Raw genomic sequence first — 14,751 nt, forward strand, 5'->3', positions numbered from 1 at the left:
CCCGGCCTAGATGTCCAGGTGCGAAATCAGGAGCCTGCGCTCTTCGATATCGGCCTGGCCGCCCTCGCCTTGCGCGCCGAGCGAGATCCCGACCGACATGATGTCGATCAGGAGCAGCTGCAGGATGCGCGAGATCATCGACAGGAAGGTGGTGCTGTCCTCGCTGTGGTCGACCGCCAGGCAGACGTTGGCCTTCTTGGCCAGCAGCGACTTGCTGCTGGTGATGGCGATGACCTCGGCGCCAGCGGCGCGCGCGGTGTCGACCGCTTCCAGCAGCTCGGGCAGCTGGCCGGCGGTGGAGATCGCGATCACCACGTCGCCCGGTCCCAGCAGGCCCGCCGCCAGGTTCAGCAAATGCGAGTCGCCGTACAGCGCGGCCGGGATGCGGAAGCGGAAGAACTTGTGCTGGCCGTCCAGGGCCACCACGCGCGAATTGCCCATCGCGTAGAACTCGACCCGGCGAGCGCGGCGCAGGATCTCGATGGCGCGGTCGATCGCGTGCACGTCGAGCTGGTCGCGGAACTTCAGGATCGCCGACACGGTGTTGTCGATCACCTTGGCCGACAGGTCGTGGGTGCTGTCGCTCATGCGCACCTGGCTGTGGCGCACCGGGATGGTGCCGGTCAGGCTGCCCGCGAACTTGAGCTTGAATTCGGCCAGGCCCTGGAAGCCGAGCGAGCGGCAGAAGCGGATCACGGTCGGCTGGCTCACATCCGCCAGGCGCGCGATCTCGGCGATCGGCTCGGAGAGCACCTTGCGCGGATGCTCGATGACGAGGGCGGCCACGCGCTGCTCGGCCGGCGAGAGTTCGTGACGCAGCTGCTGCACGCGGTCCATCAGGGTGTTGGCGCCGCTGCGGCCGCGCAGGTGCTCGGACAGGATCGCCGACACGCCGTACAGGGCCGGGTTGGGCGTCATGATGACGTAGGTCGGGATCTGCGCCAGGTACTGGGTGAAGCGGCCCTTGGCTTCGAAGCGCGCACGGAACGGCGAGGTCGCGAACCACTCGGCGATGCGCGGCACGATGCCGCCGCCGATGAAGATGCCGCCGAAGGCGCCCAGGGTCACCGCCAGGTTGGCGGCGGCGCCGCCCAGCATGCCGCAGAAGCATTCCAGCACTTCCAGGCACAGCGGGTCCTTGCCTTCCAGCGCGCCGGAGACGATGGCGGCGGCGTCGCGCGGCGGCGCGTCGACGCCGTTGCGCTGGGCCAGCGCGCGGTAGATGATTTCCATGCCGGGGCCGGAGATCAGGCGCTCGTTCGAGACGTGCTGCCATTCGCGCCAGGCGTATTGCAGGATCGCGAACTCGCGCTCGTCGGCCGGGGCGAAGTTGACGTGGCCGCCTTCGGAACCGAGGGTGACGAAACCGTCCATGGTCGGGATCACGCCCGACACGCCCAGGCCGGTGCCGGGGCCGAGCAAGCCGGCCACCGCATGGCTCTGCGGCTCGCCGCCGCCGATCTGCAGCAGGTCGCCGGGCTTGAAGCCGGGCAGCGCCATCGCCAGCGCGGTGAAGTCGTTCACGATCAGGAGCGTCGACAGGCCCAGTGCGCGGCGCACCTCGTCGGTCGAGAACTGCCAGTCGCGGTTGGTCATGCGGATGTAGTCGCCACTGATCGGGTTGGCCAGCGCGAAGGCCGCGTGGGTGATGCGCGTGCCCTGGATCTGGGCCAGGTAGGCGTCCAGCAGCGGGACGATGCCCGAGTAGTCGTCGCAGCGCAGCACGGCGACCTTGCTCAGCACGCCGGGTGCGGTTTCGAGGCCAAAACGCGCATGGGTCGCGCCGATGTCGGCCAGCAGGCGCGGGCCGTCGGCAAAGGCCGCGCGGGTGGGTTTCAGTTCGGTGTCGGGTTCAACGGTCATCGCGACAGGATACCATTGATCGGGGGGTTGAAAAACCGGTGGGGTTGCTAGGTTGGGTAGTGGCTACGCGCAGGAACCCAAGTGTGCTTGATCAGCCCCACGGCGCGCTTACCCCAGCATCCCCCTCACCTCCTCCACCGACAAGGTCCTGCCCCGCGCCTCCTGGAAACGCAGCAGCACCCGCTCGATCTCGTCCGCCGGCCGCGCACGGCTGAACAGCCAGCCCTGCACGCAGTGCGCGCCGCGTTCGAGCAGCCAGACCATGTCGGCTTCGTCCTCCAGCCCCTCGCACACCAGCTCCGCATCGAACACGCCGGCGATGCCCTGGATGAGCGAGAACAGGCCCGCTTTCTTGCAGTCGCTGGCGACGCCGTGGACGAACTGGCGGTCGGCCTTGAGGCGGTCGAAATGGAAGTTGTCGAGCGCGTCGAGGTTGGACGAGCCGATGCCAAAGTCGTCGACCGCGATGCGCACGCCGAGCCCGCGCAGTTCGCCGATGCGCGCGTGCAGCGGCTGCAGCGTATCGAGCAGCACGCTCTCGGTGACTTCGAGTTCGAGCAGCTGACCGGGCACCCCGGTCGCCTGCAGCACGGCGGCCATGCGCGGCAGGATGTCGGCGTGCATCAGCGACAGGCGCGAAAAATTCAGGGACACCGGCGCCAGCGCCAGCCCGCGGGCGCGCCAGGCGCCCAGGTCGCGGCAGACCAGCTCGAGCACGCGCAGGTCGAGGTCGACGATGCTGCCCGCGCGCTCGGCCTCCGGCACGAACATGCCCGGGGCGACCAGTCCGAATTCGGGATGGCGCCAGCGCACCAGCGCCTCCATGCCGATCAGGCGCCCGGCGGCCACGTCGATCTGTGGCTGGTAGTGGACGTCGAGGCGGCCGTGGCGGCCGTGGCGGCGGTCGCCGCGGATCACCTCGCGCAGCTCGTAGCGCAGGCGGGTGCGCGCCACCAGGGCGTTGTCGTATTCGCACACCACGCTGGCGCCGGTATTGCGCGAGGCCGAGGAGGCGGCCGTGTCGGCGGCGTCGAGCAGCTCGGCGGCGGGGCCCTGCCACGGCGCCAGCTGGCGCCGCAGGCCGATCCGCGCGTGCATGGTCTGGGTATAACCGTCGCCCAGGTCGAAAGGCTGGTCGATGAGCGCGCACAGGCGCCGGATCTTGTCCTCGTGCCGTTCCGCCGTCGAGGGCAGCGCGAAGGCGAACTTGTCGCCGCCCAGGTGGGCCAGCAGGGTGCCGTCGCCGTCCCAGGCTTCCAGCCGCTCGCCCAGCGTCATCAAGAGGCGGTCGGCGGCCGCACGGCCGAACATGCCGTTCACCTGGCGGAAGGCATTCAGGTCGATGTAGCCGACCGTGGCCGTGCCGCTGCCATGCGCCATCAGGCGCCCGAGGTGATGCAGGAAGACCGTGCGGTTGAACATGCCGGTGGTCGGCTCGCAATAGCGCAGCTCGAGCATGTCGGCGGCGATGCGCGCCAGCAGCGTGAGTTGGGAAGCCTGGGGGATGGCGAGGGTACGCGGCGTGCGGCCCATCACCCACAGGGTGCCGCGCAGGTGGTTGCCGGGTCCTTTCAGGAGCACGGCCGCGTAGTGGCGGTAATGCGGTGGCGCGGTGACCAGGGGATTGTCGGCGAAGCGCGGATCCTGCAGGGCGTCGTAGACCTCGAAGAATCCGCCCGCCGCCTCCACCGCGCGGCTACAGAAGGAGCCGGAGCGCGGCATGAGCTGGGCCGTCATGCCGATGCGCGATGGCAGCCAGATCTGCGACTGGAACATCAGGCTGATGCCGCCGATGTCGGCGCCGGCCGCCATCACCGCCAGGCGGGTGATGCAATCGAGCTTGGGATCAGGCGGATCGACCAGGAGCGCGTCGTTGGAGACGACCGGCGGATACAGCAGGCGCGCGCCGGACTCCGGCGCAGCGCCGTGCCCGGCAGCAGCGGCAGCGCCATGCGCCGCGCCCTCTTCCGCTCCCTCAACCCGGCTGTACGCCGTTCCCGTAGTCCTGTCTTCACGCATCCGGCCACCCGCATGGCATTTATCAATGTGATAAATGGTTAACCGAGAACACTGATTTGGCCTAAGCTTAGCAGCATTCGCCGGGACGGCGCGCACTGCGGGAACGCGCCGCCTGATTGCCGGGCCGGACTTGCCGGGCCGGCCTCAGTCCTGCGCGATCAGCGCGACCGGGGCCGGCGTGTCGAACTGCACCTTGCCGTCCTTCACCACCGCTTGCTTGCCCGTGTAGGCGTCGCGCACGGTCTGGCCATCGTTGAAGACGCCGCCGACCGGGATCGCCACCGCCTTGTCGCCCGGCAGGTCGAGCGCGACCACGACGCGGTCGCTCAGCCCATCCTTGCTCCAGGTGCGCTTGAAGGTGTACGGGCTGTGGTGGATCATCTGGTGCACGCCCGCGCCCACCGCCGGGTGCGCGGCGCGGAAGCGGCCCAGGCGCGCCCAGTGTTCGTGCACCTCGGCCACGCGCGTGGTGCCGCGCCTTGCGTTGGCGGCCAGCTCGTCCCAGTTCATGAAGGAACGCAGGGTGGCGTCGCCCACCGCGCCCTCGATCTTGAGCAGGCGCGCGGTCTCGTCGCCGTAGTAGATCTGGGCCGCGCCCGGCGCCAGCAGCAGTTTGTTGGCGCTTTCGAAAGGACGTTCGCGCAGCGGATCGAAGGGGCCGCCGTCGTCGTGCGAGCTGAGGTAGTTCAGCACCGAGTAGCCCTTCATGTCGCCCTGCAGGATGTTCGAATAGCCCGAGAACAGCTTCTCGTAGCCCTGGGCGGCGTCCGACTTCATCGTGAAGTTGATCATGCTGTCGAAACCGTTCGCCAGGTAGTCGACCATGTCGCCGCCGCCCAGGTCGAACTTGTGGCCGTGGTGGATCGAATAGTTGTAGACCTCGGACACCATCCAGAACGGCAGGTCGCCCAGGCGCTTGGAGGGATTGGCCTTCTTCCAGTCCTCGTAGGCGAGGCTGGCTTCCTTCTTGAGCTCCTTCCACACGCCGGCCTCGGTGTGCTTGACGGTGTCGCCGCGGAAGCCGTCGAAGCCGTACTTGCGCACCCAGTCGGCGTGCCACTTGATCAGGTAGTAGCGCGGCGCGCGCGGGTAGCCGGTGCGCTTGAAGAAGTCGTCGAGTTCCTTCACCTCGCGCTCGTAGCGCCCTTCCTTCTTCCACTTGGCCGCCAGCTGCGGCGGCAGCGCGACCTTGGCGTTGCTGTGGGTGAGGAAGTCCGGCAGGTTGTCGACCAGGGTGCAGTCCTGGGTGGTGCGCGCATCCTTGTAGGTGCACTTGGGCGCGGTGCGCACCCACGAGGACGGCCATACCGGGTCTTGTTCCGTCACCGGGCCGGTGTGGTTCATCACCACGTCCAGGATCACGCGGATGCCGCTGGCGTGCGCGGTGTCGACCAGGGCGCGCATGTCTTCCTCGGTGCCCAGCGCGGCGTCGATCGCGGTGAAGTCCTTGGCCCAGTAGCCATGGAAGCCATAGCTCTTGCCCGTGCCCTCGTCGGTGCCGGCGTGGATCTGCTCGACCGGCGGCGTGATCCAGATCGCGTCCACGCCCAGGTTCCTGAAGTAGCCCTCGCGGATCTTGGCCGTGACGCCGGCCAGGTCGCCGCCCATGAAACCGCGCAGCTTGGCCGCGTCCTGCTTGCGGCCATAGGCCCCGTCGTTCGCCGGATTGCCGTTGTTGAAGCGGTCCGTCAGCAGGAAGTAGACGGTCGCATTCTCCCAGACGAAAGGCTTTGCTTGCGCGGCAGCGGCAGCGGAAGCGGGCGCGGTCTGGGCCTGTGCCAGCGGCGCGTGGACGGCGCCGAAGGCGAGCAGCAAGGAGGCGGCAAGGACGGGAAGTTTCATGCGGGTTCCTGTGGTGGGTGGGTGGATGGTCAGGTGATCACGGACGGCTGGGCGCGGCCGGTGCGCCGGCGCAGGCCGGAGATCCCGTCGGCGATGGCGGCCAGGCGGCCCAGGGCTTCCTGGGTATCGAGGTCGTGGCGCGCGGGGTCGGGTTCGTAGCGCTCGAGGTAAAGACGGATGGTGGCGCCTTCGGTGCCGGTGCCGGACAGGCGGAACACGATGCGCGAGCCGTCGCCCATGATGATGCGGATGCCCTGGCGCGTGGCCACCGAGCCGTCGACCGGGTCGTTGTAGACGAAGTCGTCGGCCTCGGCCACGTGGTGGCCGTCCAGCATGCGGCCGGCCAGCTCGGGCAGCTGGTCGCGCAGCGCCGTCATCATCTGCTCGGCGGCGCCGGCGTCGACCGCTTCGTAGTCGTGGCGCGAATAATAGTTGCGGCCGAAACGGGCCCAGTGCTCGCGCACGATCTGCTCGACGCTCTTGCCGCTGGCGGCCAGCAGGTTGAGCCAGAACAGCACGGCCCACAGGCCGTCCTTCTCGCGGATGTGGTGCGAGCCGGTGCCGTAGCTCTCCTCGCCGCACAGGGCGACCAGGTTGGCGTCCATCAGGTTGCCGAAGTACTTCCAGCCGGTGGGCGTCTCGAAGCAGGAAATGCCGAGCGCATCGGCCACGCGGTCGGCGGCGGTGGAGGTCGGCATCGAGCGCGCGATGCCGGCAATGCCGCCCTTGTAGCCGGGCGCCACGGTGGCGTTGGCGGCGATGATGGCCAGGCTGTCCGAGGGCGTGACCGGCAGGCGGCGGCCGACGATCATGTTGCGGTCGCCGTCGCCGTCCGAGGCGGCGCCGAAGTCGGGCGCGTCCGGGCCGTCCATCAGCGCGATCAGCTCCGCCGCGTTGACCGGGTTCGGGTCCGGATGGCCGCCGCCGAAATCCTCGCGCGGCGCGCCGTTGATGACGGTGCCCGCCGGCGCGCCCAGCATGCCTTCGAGGATGGCGTGGGCGTAGGGCCCCGAGACCGCGTGCATGGCGTCGAAGCGCATCGTGAAGCCGCGCGCGAACAGGGCGCGGATGGCATCGAAGTCGAACAGGCGCGCCATCAGCTCGGCGTAGTCGGCGACCGGGTCGATCACCTCGACCGTCATGTTCTCGATGCGGGTTGTGCCAAGCGTGTCGAGGTCGACCGCGGGCGCGTCGCTGATGCGGTAGGCCTCGAGGATCTGCGTATTGGCGAAGATCGCCTCGGTGATCTTCTCGGGTGCGGGACCGCCGTTCTCGATGTTGTACTTGATGCCGAAGTCGCCGTCCGGGCCGCCGGGATTGTGGCTGGCCGAGAGCACGATGCCGCCGAAGGCGGCGCGCTTGCGGATCACGCAGCTGACGGCCGGCGTGGAGAGGATGCCGCCGCGGCCGACCAGCACCCGCTCGATGCCGTGCGCGGCGGCCATGCGCAGGATGGTCTGGACCGCCTGGCGGTTGAAGTAGCGGCCATCGCCGCCCACCACGAGGGTGCGTCCGGCGCCCTCGCCCAGGGTCAGGAAGATGGCTTCGACGAAATTCTCGAGGTAACCGGGCTGCTGGAACTCGGTCACTTTCTTGCGCAGGCCAGACGTGCCCGGGCGCTGCCCGGCAAACGGCGTGGTCGCGACGGTCTGGATGGTCATGCTCTGCTCCTGTCTATGAAACGTTGCATCACAGTGAGCGTGATGTTAATAAAACGTTACGATACGACAGGAGCAAAATGGATGGCGCAGGGTTTAGGCGCCGCTCTTGACCGGCGCGGCCTTGTCGGTCACGAACAGGGTCAGCACGGCCGCCAGCAGCATGCTGGCGCCGCCCAGCATCAAGGTCTTGACCGTGTGGCCGGCGAAGAAATGCTTGGTGACGAAGCCCAGCAGCAGGCCGCTGACGATCTGCGGGATCACGACGAAGAAGTTGAACAGGCCCATGAAATATCCCATGCGCTTGGCCGGCAGCGAACCCGCCAGGATCGCGTAGGGCATGGTCAGGATCGAGGCCCAGGCCAGGCCGACGCCGATCATCGGGATCACCAGCGCGTGCTTGTCGTGGATCAGGAAGACGCTGGCCAGGCTCAGGCCGCCGATCGCCAGGCAGACCGCGTGCACGGTCTTGCGGCTGGTGGCGCGGGCGAACACCGGCAGGATGAAGGCGGCCAGGGCCGACACGCCGCTGTACACCGCGAACATGATGCCGACCCAGCTGCCGGCGTCCTGGTAGGCGGTCGACTGGGCGTCGGTGGTGCCGTAGACGTTGTCGGCGATGGCGCTGCCAGTGTAGATCCACATCGCGAACAGTGCGATCCAGGTGAAGAACTGCACGAAGGCCAGCTGCACCATGGTGCGCGGCATCTTGCCGAAGCCGCCGACGATTTCGGTGAAGGCGTGGCCGATGCCGCGCGTTTGCTGGCGCTCCTTGCGGAAGCTGTCGAGGTCGGCCGGCGGCAGTTCGTCGGCGGTGAGCACGGTCCAGGTCACGGCCAGGAAGAACACCACGCCGCCCGCGTAGAACGAATAGCGCACGGTGTCCGGGATCATGCCGCCCACGGCGGCGTTCGACACGCCCAGGGACTCGAAGATGGTCGGCAGCAGCGAGGCGATCACCGCGCCGCAGCCGATGAAGAAGGTCTGCATCGCATAGCCGGCGGTCTGCTGCGAGGCGTCCAGCTTGTCGCCCACGAAGGCGCGGAAGGGTTCCATCGAGACGTTGATGGCGGCGTCCATCAGCCACAGCACGGCCACCGCCATCCACAGGGTGGCCGAGTTCGGCATCAGGAACAGGGCGATCGCGGCCAGCACGGCGCCGATGAAGAAGAAGGGACGGCGGCGGCCCCACTTCGGGTGCCAGGTGTTGTCGCTGAGGTAGCCGATGATGGGCTGGACCAGCAGGCCGGTGACCGGCGCGGCGAGCCAGAACAGGGCCAGGTCGTCGGGGTTGGCGCCGAGCGTGGCGAAGATGCGGCTGGTATTGGCGTTCTGCAGCGCGAAGCCGAACTGGATGCCGAAGAAGCCGAAGCTCATGTTCCACAGCTGCCAGAACGACAGGCGCGGCTTGAGCACGCTGGTTTGCATGTCCATGTGTGTCCCCAAAACTGGCCCGGACGAAACGGGCTCTCTCGTGATGTCGACGACCGCCGCGGCGCTGCCAGGCGATCCTTCGATGCATTGTGCGGTATCCGGTGACGCGCTGGAACACGGGCGCCTTCGCGGAGACTACTTGTAGCAAAATAACATGCACCTTTCTAGGTGTCAATCGACACCCCCTAGAGTGAACATGAAACAACACACAGATGGACGCTTGCTAAAATGTAGTCAAATAACATGGGCATTGTAGAACGCTGCCTGGGTGTGAAAAAACGCCCTTTCTGTCGGAAAAACTGACACCCGGCTTACGGACCGGGCAATGCCCTCCAGGCAGTCGACGCATAAGCCCCTGAAATCATGGGAATTTTTCTATATTTGTTTCCCATGGCACAGAAATTGCTCCTACGAAATCAAACTTAACTAGGGAGCAACACCTTGAAAAAACTGATTTCCGCACTCGCAGTCGCCGCCGTCCTCGCCCCGGCGGCCCAGGCCGGCGTCGTCAACATCAGCTTCAACGACCTGTCGCAGAACACGGTCGTCAACGGCCAGTACAGCCACCTCGGCGTGAATTTCTCGGCCACCGAAAACGGCGCCGCCGTCGGCACGGTCATCGGCAACTACGGCAGCAGCCCGATGTGGAGCAACTGCTACGCCAGCTTCTGCGACGGCCGCGCCGACGTGATCCGGATGGACTTCACCAAGACCGTCAGCGGCCTGCAGTTCCTGGTCGACACCGCAGGCAGCCTGCGCCCGGTCTTCAACGCCTACGACAAGACCGGCAAGCTGCTGCAATCCCTGACCGTCGCCAGCGGCCGTAACACCGCCGTCTTCGCCAGCACCGGCATCGCCTATGTCGAAGGCCTGCAGCCGGACGAGGGCTGGGGCTACCTGGTCGACGACCTGCAGTTCACCGCCGCGGAAGTTCCGGAACCGGCCAGCATCGCCCTGTTCGGCCTCGGCGCCCTGGGCCTGGCCGCACTGCGCCGCCGCGCCTGAGCCCGTTCTTGGCGAGGCTTCGGCCTCGCCCTATCCCGCATGTAGTCAAATAACAGCATCAGCCGCCGCGACGGTCTTCCTTTGTAAGGTAAAATTGTTTGAACACCCATGCCTTCAACGCATTGGTGTAGTCAAATAACATCCATACCTGAAGGAGACACTGCATGCGTTCGTTCGGCGTTCATCTCATCCCGCTATGTTTCTGCGCCACCCTGGCTGCCTTCGGCGCGCTTGCGCCAGTCCACGCCGCCGACAAACCCGAGCCGGCCAAGGCCTCGACCGCCCTGCCGGGCGTCAGCCTGCTGCCGGAGCAGCTCGAGATGCCGGGCCTGAATCGCAAGCGCCAGATCCGCATGTACCTGCCGCCGGGCTACGCCACCTCCGGCAAGCGCTACCCCGTCCTTTACATGCACGACGGCCAGAACCTGTTCGACACGGCCACCGCCTACGCGGGCGAATGGAAGGTCGACGAGACGCTGGACGCGCTGGCAAAGGAAGGCAAGCTGGAACTGATCGTGGTCGGCATCGACAACGGCCAGGAAAAGCGCATGACGGAGCTGAACGCCTGGAGCAACCCGCGCTTCGGCGCGGCGGAAGGCAAGGAATACACGGACTTCGTGGTCAAGACGCTCAAGCCGCTGATCGACGCCACATACCGCACCCTGCCCGACCGCGCCAACACGGCGATCATGGGCAGTTCGATGGGCGGCCTGGCCTCGCACTACGCGCTGGTGCAGTATCCGGAGGTGTTCAGCAAGGCGGGCGTGTTCTCGCCGGCCTACTGGACCGCCCGGCCATCCTTCGACTTCGTGGCGCGGAAGCCGGCGCCGAAGGATGCGCGCGTTTACCTCTTAATGGGCGGGAAGGAAGGACGGGAGATGGTGTCCGACGTCAAGCGCATGGCCGATGTCGTGCGCAAGAGCGGGCACCCGGCTGCCAACACGGTGCTGAAGATCGTGCCGGGGGCGGAGCACAACGAGGCGTTCTGGGCCGGTGAACTGCGCGAGGCGCTGTTGTGGATGTTTGCGCCGGCGGACACCAAGGTCGCCAGCAGCAAATAAGCCGCCTGCATCACCAACGTCGTTCCGGCGAAGGCCGGAACCCAAGTTCGTTGCGCGCCACTAACGCTTAACGGTAGTGGCGGAGCACGCAAACTTGGACGGAACAATGCCAGTGGCATTGTTCCGGCCTTCGCCGGGATGACGTCGTTTGAGTGCGGCGCTAATGCATACGCAGCGCTTTATTCAGCGCTGCTTCAGCCGCAATCAGTGCCTTATTCGCCCTTCGGCGCCCCACCCTTGCGATGCGGCTTCTTGCCCGCCGCCTTCTCCGCCACGCGGCGGTCCCCGCCCTTCTTGGCAAAGCTCTTCTTCGGCGCGGCCGCGGCCGGCGCTTCCTCGCCGTCGCGCGTGATCTCGAGCTGGCGGCCCGCCACCCACACGCCCTTCAGGTGCTGCACCAGTTCCGGCGTCATGTCGTCCGGCAGGTCCAGGGTCGAGTAGTCGTCATAGATCTCGATGCGGCCGATCAGTTTCGACGGGATGCCGGCCTCGTTGGCGATCGCGCCCACGATGTTGCCCGGCTTGGCGCCGTGCACGTAGCCGACCTCGATGCGGTAGGTCGCCATGCCCGGTTCGGCTTCGCGCGCCACGCGCTCCTTCTTGAAACCCGGCTCGCGCAGCGGACGCGCGGGACGCTCTTCCCACTCGCGTTCGGCGCGCTCCGCCTGCTGCGGCCGCGCCTCGCGGTCCGGCTTTTCCAGCAGCAGCGGCTCGTCGCCGCGCGCCAGCTTGGCCAGCGCGGCGGCGATATCCACCGCCGGCACGTTGTCCTCGCGCTCGATGTCCTCGATCAGCGAACGGAACACGTCCAGGCCGCCCTCGGCCAGGGTGGTGCGGATCTGGTCCTTGAAGCGGGCGATGCGCACCTCGTTGACCTGCTTCACGGTTGGCAGGGCCAGCGGCGCCACCGGCTGGCGGGTGGCGCGCTCGATGGCCTTCAGCAGGCCGCGTTCGCGCGGGGTGATGAACAGGATCGCGTCGCCGCTGCGGCCCGCGCGGCCGGTGCGGCCGATGCGGTGGGTATAGCTTTCCGGGTCGGACGGCACGTCGTAGTTGATCACGTGGCTGATGCGCTCCACGTCCAGGCCGCGCGCGGCGACGTCGGTGGCGACCAGGATGTCGATCTTGCCGTTCTTGAGCTGCTCGATGGTGCGCTCGCGCTGTTGCTGCGCCATGTCGCCGTTGATGGCGGTGGCGGCGAAGCCGCGCGCCTGCAGCTTGGACGCCAGCTCCTCGGTGCCCAGCTTGGTGCGCGCGAAGATGATCATGCCGTCGAAGGGCTCGGCTTCCAGGATGCGGGTCAGCGCGTCGAGCTTGTGCATGCCGGCCACCAGCCAGTAGCGCTGGGTGATGTTCTCGGCGGTGCCGGTCTTGGCGGCCACGGTCACTTCCGCCGGCTCGCGCAGGTAGGTCTTGGCGATGCGCTTGATCGCGGGCGGCATGGTGGCCGAGAACAGCGTGGTCTGGCGCGTTTCCGGGGTCTGCTGCAGGATGTGCTCGACGTCGTCGATGAAGCCCATGCGCAGCATTTCGTCGGCCTCGTCCAGCACCAGGGTCTTGAGCGCGGAGAGGTCGAGCGAGCCTTTCTCGATGTGGTCGATCACGCGGCCCGGGGTGCCGACGACGACGTGCACGCCGCGGCGCAGGCTGGACAGCTGCGGACCGTAGCTCTGGCCGCCGTAGATCGGCAGCACGTGGAAGCCCTTGATGTGGGCGGCGTAGCTCTGGAAGGCTTCCGCGACCTGGATCGCCAGCTCGCGCGTGGGCGCCAGCACCAGCGCCTGCGGGGTGGCCTGCTTGATGTCGATGCGCGACAGGATCGGCAGCGCGAAGGCCGCGGTCTTGCCGGTGCCGGTCTGGGCCTGCCCGAGCACGTCGCGGTTGGCCAGCAGCAGCGGGATCGTGGCGGCCTGGATCGGCGACGGCGTCTCGTAGCCGACCTCCTTCAGCGCTTTCAGCACCGGGGCGGAGATGGTCAGGTCGGCAAACGTCGGGAGGGGGGTGTCGGACATGGATGACTTTCTGTGATTACTTTACTAAAGCGGTAGTTTACTCGGTCCGGGGGTGGGACGCGGGGACAATTTGGGTTGTGCTTTGGGGCAACATGGGTGGAGGCGCGGGTGGTCTGCACGCAAACTTGGGTCCCGGCTTTCGCCGGGACGACGGCTCGAGAGCTGGTGGCAAGTCCCAAATCCGTCGTTCCGGCGAAGGCCGGAACCCAATTTTTCGAGCAAAGCCAGGAACCACAAAAGAGAACGGCCGCACAAAGCGGCCGTTCGAACCACCCATGCAGGTATGGCCTACATCTTCTTCGCCGCACACATCTTGGCGACGTATTCATCGTGCGACGGCATCACCCCCACGCACTTCGCGATCACCCCGCGCACCCCTTCCAGGTACTCGGCGATGTCCTCCTCGGACTGGGTGTCGACCAGCGGGTGGTAGCCCTCGATCGGCATGTTCTGCCCTTCGAAGACCTGGATCCATCCCACTTCCGAGAACAGCTCGTTGTCCACCCGGACCACGCGCCCGTGCGAGCGGTACATGTCCATCTTGTGGCGCAGGGTGTCCGGGATCGCCATGTGCGCGCACTCGGTCCAGTAGGCCGAATCGGTGCGCTGGTTCAGGTGGTAGTGCAGGATGATGAAGTCGCGGATGCGCTCGTACTCGAAGCGCGACTGGCGGTTGTATTCCTCGCGGTCGACGGCGCTCCAGCCACGGTCCGGGAAGAAGTCGACCAGGCGCTGGATCGCCGACTGGATCAGGTGGATGCTGGTCGATTCGATCGGCTCCAGGAAGCCGCCCGCCAGGCCGATGGCCACCACGTTGCGGTTCCAGGCCTGCTTGCGCATGCCGGTTTCGAATTTGATCAAGCGCGGGTCGGCCAGCGGCTTGCCGTCCAGGTTGGCCAGCAGGGTCGCCGCCGCCTCGTCGTCGCTGATGAAGCGGCTGCAGTAGACGTGGCCGTTGCCGGTGCGGTGCTGCAGCGGGATGCGCCACTGCCAGCCCGACCCGTGCGCGGTCGCGCGCGTGTAGGGTGTCATCACCGGCGCCGATTCGCAGGGCACGGCCAGAGCCCGGTCGGCCGGCAGCCAGTGGTTCCAGTGCTCGTAGCCGGTTTCCAGGGTCTGCTCGATCAGCAGGCCGCGGAAGCCCGAGCAGTCGATGAACAGCTCCCCTTCCACCCGCGCGCCGTTCTCCAGCACCACCGCGTCGATGTGGCCGTCCGGCTCGCGCACCGTGGCGCGCTGAATCTTGCCTTCGATGCGGGTCACGCCGCGCGCCTCGGACAGCTTGCGCAGGTATTTTGCGTACAGGCCGGCGTCAAAGTGGTAGGCGTAGTTGATGTCGCGCAGCGGCGAGTTCGGCACGTCATGGCGCGCCGGCATGAATTTGTTCGCCTTGGCGGCCATGCGCGTGATCGAGTATTCCTCGAGCGGCGCGGCCTTGCCGGCCAGGCGCATCTTCTGCCAGTACTGGTCGAAGGGCACGGTCGCCAGGTCCTGGCCCAGGCGCCCGAAGCCGTGCATGTAGCGCTCGCCCAGCTTGCCCCAGTTGACGAATTCCACGCCCAGCTTGAAGCTGCCCATGGTCTCGCGCATGAACTCGTGCTCGTCGATGCCGACCACGCGGTTGAAGCGCTGGATCATCGGGATGGTCGCCTCGCCCACGCCGACAATGCCGATCTCGTCGGATTCCACCAGGCGGATGTTGTAGCGGCCGTTGAGCATGGTCGACAGCGCCGCCGCGGTCATCCAGCCGGCGGTGCCGCCGCCGACGATGACGATGTCCTTGATTGCTTGGTTCTGCATGTTGTGTCCTGCCGTACTGGTAGTCGCAAAATGAAAAACAACCCCTGAAGCGCGAGG

At 67.1% G+C, this 14,751-nt stretch carries 9 protein-coding genes; 2 read left to right on the forward strand and 7 right to left on the reverse strand.

The annotated features are described in order from the left end of the window. Positions 1 to 6 precede the first annotated feature (6 nt). The 5 genes from KBW98_RS06850 to KBW98_RS06870 form a co-directional block, all read right to left on the reverse strand. Positions 7 to 1,863 carry a glucokinase gene (locus KBW98_RS06850; RefSeq protein WP_211519379.1) on the reverse strand — a complete coding sequence of 619 codons (1,857 nt, stop codon included), beginning with the start codon at positions 1,861 to 1,863 and terminating at the stop codon, positions 7 to 9. Between the two features lie 108 nt (positions 1,864 to 1,971). Continuing rightward, entirely contained in the window at positions 1,972 to 3,882 is a 1,911-nt protein-coding gene (locus KBW98_RS06855) for a bifunctional diguanylate cyclase/phosphodiesterase (protein ID WP_211519380.1), read from the reverse strand. A 144-nt stretch (positions 3,883 to 4,026) separates the two neighbouring features. Next, positions 4,027 to 5,724, reverse strand: coding sequence for an alpha-amylase family glycosyl hydrolase (locus KBW98_RS06860; RefSeq protein WP_211519381.1), 1,698 nt, complete (start codon positions 5,722 to 5,724; stop codon positions 4,027 to 4,029). A 29-nt stretch (positions 5,725 to 5,753) separates the two neighbouring features. Then, on the reverse strand, positions 5,754 to 7,385 hold the full coding sequence (locus tag KBW98_RS06865) for an alpha-D-glucose phosphate-specific phosphoglucomutase (protein WP_211519382.1): 1,632 nt from the start codon (positions 7,383 to 7,385) through the stop codon (positions 5,754 to 5,756). A gap of 93 nt (positions 7,386 to 7,478) precedes the next feature. Then, positions 7,479 to 8,816, reverse strand: coding sequence for an MFS transporter (locus KBW98_RS06870; RefSeq protein WP_211519383.1), 1,338 nt, complete (start codon positions 8,814 to 8,816; stop codon positions 7,479 to 7,481). Positions 8,817 to 9,257: 441 nt separating this feature from the next. Between KBW98_RS06870 and KBW98_RS06875 the strand changes: the two genes are divergently transcribed. Together KBW98_RS06875 and KBW98_RS06880 are read left to right on the forward strand one after the other, a co-directional pair. Then, a complete protein-coding gene (locus KBW98_RS06875) occupies positions 9,258 to 9,821 on the forward strand; it encodes a PEP-CTERM sorting domain-containing protein (RefSeq protein WP_211519384.1) in 564 nt (187 codons plus the stop codon). Between the two features lie 164 nt (positions 9,822 to 9,985). After that, positions 9,986 to 10,882: an alpha/beta hydrolase gene (locus KBW98_RS06880; protein WP_211519385.1), complete on the forward strand. Its 897-nt coding sequence runs from the start codon at positions 9,986 to 9,988 to the stop codon at positions 10,880 to 10,882. A 212-nt stretch (positions 10,883 to 11,094) separates the two neighbouring features. Here KBW98_RS06880 and KBW98_RS06885 read toward each other — a convergent pair whose 3' ends face one another. Continuing rightward, the gene (locus KBW98_RS06885) at positions 11,095 to 12,894 is read right to left on the reverse strand and encodes a DEAD/DEAH box helicase (protein ID WP_211519386.1); all 1,800 of its coding nucleotides are present in this window, start codon (positions 12,892 to 12,894) and stop codon (positions 11,095 to 11,097) included. A gap of 288 nt (positions 12,895 to 13,182) precedes the next feature. After that, entirely contained in the window at positions 13,183 to 14,694 is a 1,512-nt protein-coding gene (locus KBW98_RS06890; protein ID WP_211519387.1) for a tryptophan halogenase family protein, read from the reverse strand. Between the last annotated feature and the right edge of the window lie 57 nt (positions 14,695 to 14,751).

Source organism: Massilia sp. ST3, from assembly GCF_018119405.1.
Lineage (GTDB): Bacteria > Pseudomonadota > Gammaproteobacteria > Burkholderiales > Burkholderiaceae_D > Telluria.